Below are 275 nucleotides of genomic sequence, written 5' to 3'. Positions count from 1 at the left end.
CTGGGGTGCCACGCCGATCGATCAACTCGTCTGCCGAATCCAGTATCGGCAAATGCGCGACGACGGGCTCTATACGCCGCCGGGCCTGAAACCGACACTCGGTTGGCCGGCCTTTGACGGAACTTCGGACTGGTATGGCTCCACGATCGATCCCATTCGCAAGCTGATGTACATCAATACGACCTTCATGCCCTTCAAGCTGCAGATGATCCCATACGACAAAGGCCTACAGCAGGGTCTGTACAAACCCTGGGGCGGTTGGGGGCAGCCGTACC

At 58.9% G+C, this 275-nt stretch carries 1 protein-coding gene; it reads left to right on the top strand.

What is annotated here, in order from left to right:
* Window positions 1-52: 52 nt before the first annotated feature.
* Window positions 53-275: hypothetical protein (locus SB659_RS19470; RefSeq protein ID WP_410551592.1), on the top strand; the 223-nt coding region annotated here is incomplete at its 3' end.

The sequence above is a fragment of the Arthrobacter sp. SIMBA_036 genome, assembly GCF_046535135.1.
GTDB lineage: Bacteria > Actinomycetota > Actinomycetes > Actinomycetales > Micrococcaceae > Arthrobacter.
Note: the sequence above shows the minus strand (reverse complement) of the source record. Positions and strands in the feature narration are given on the sequence as shown.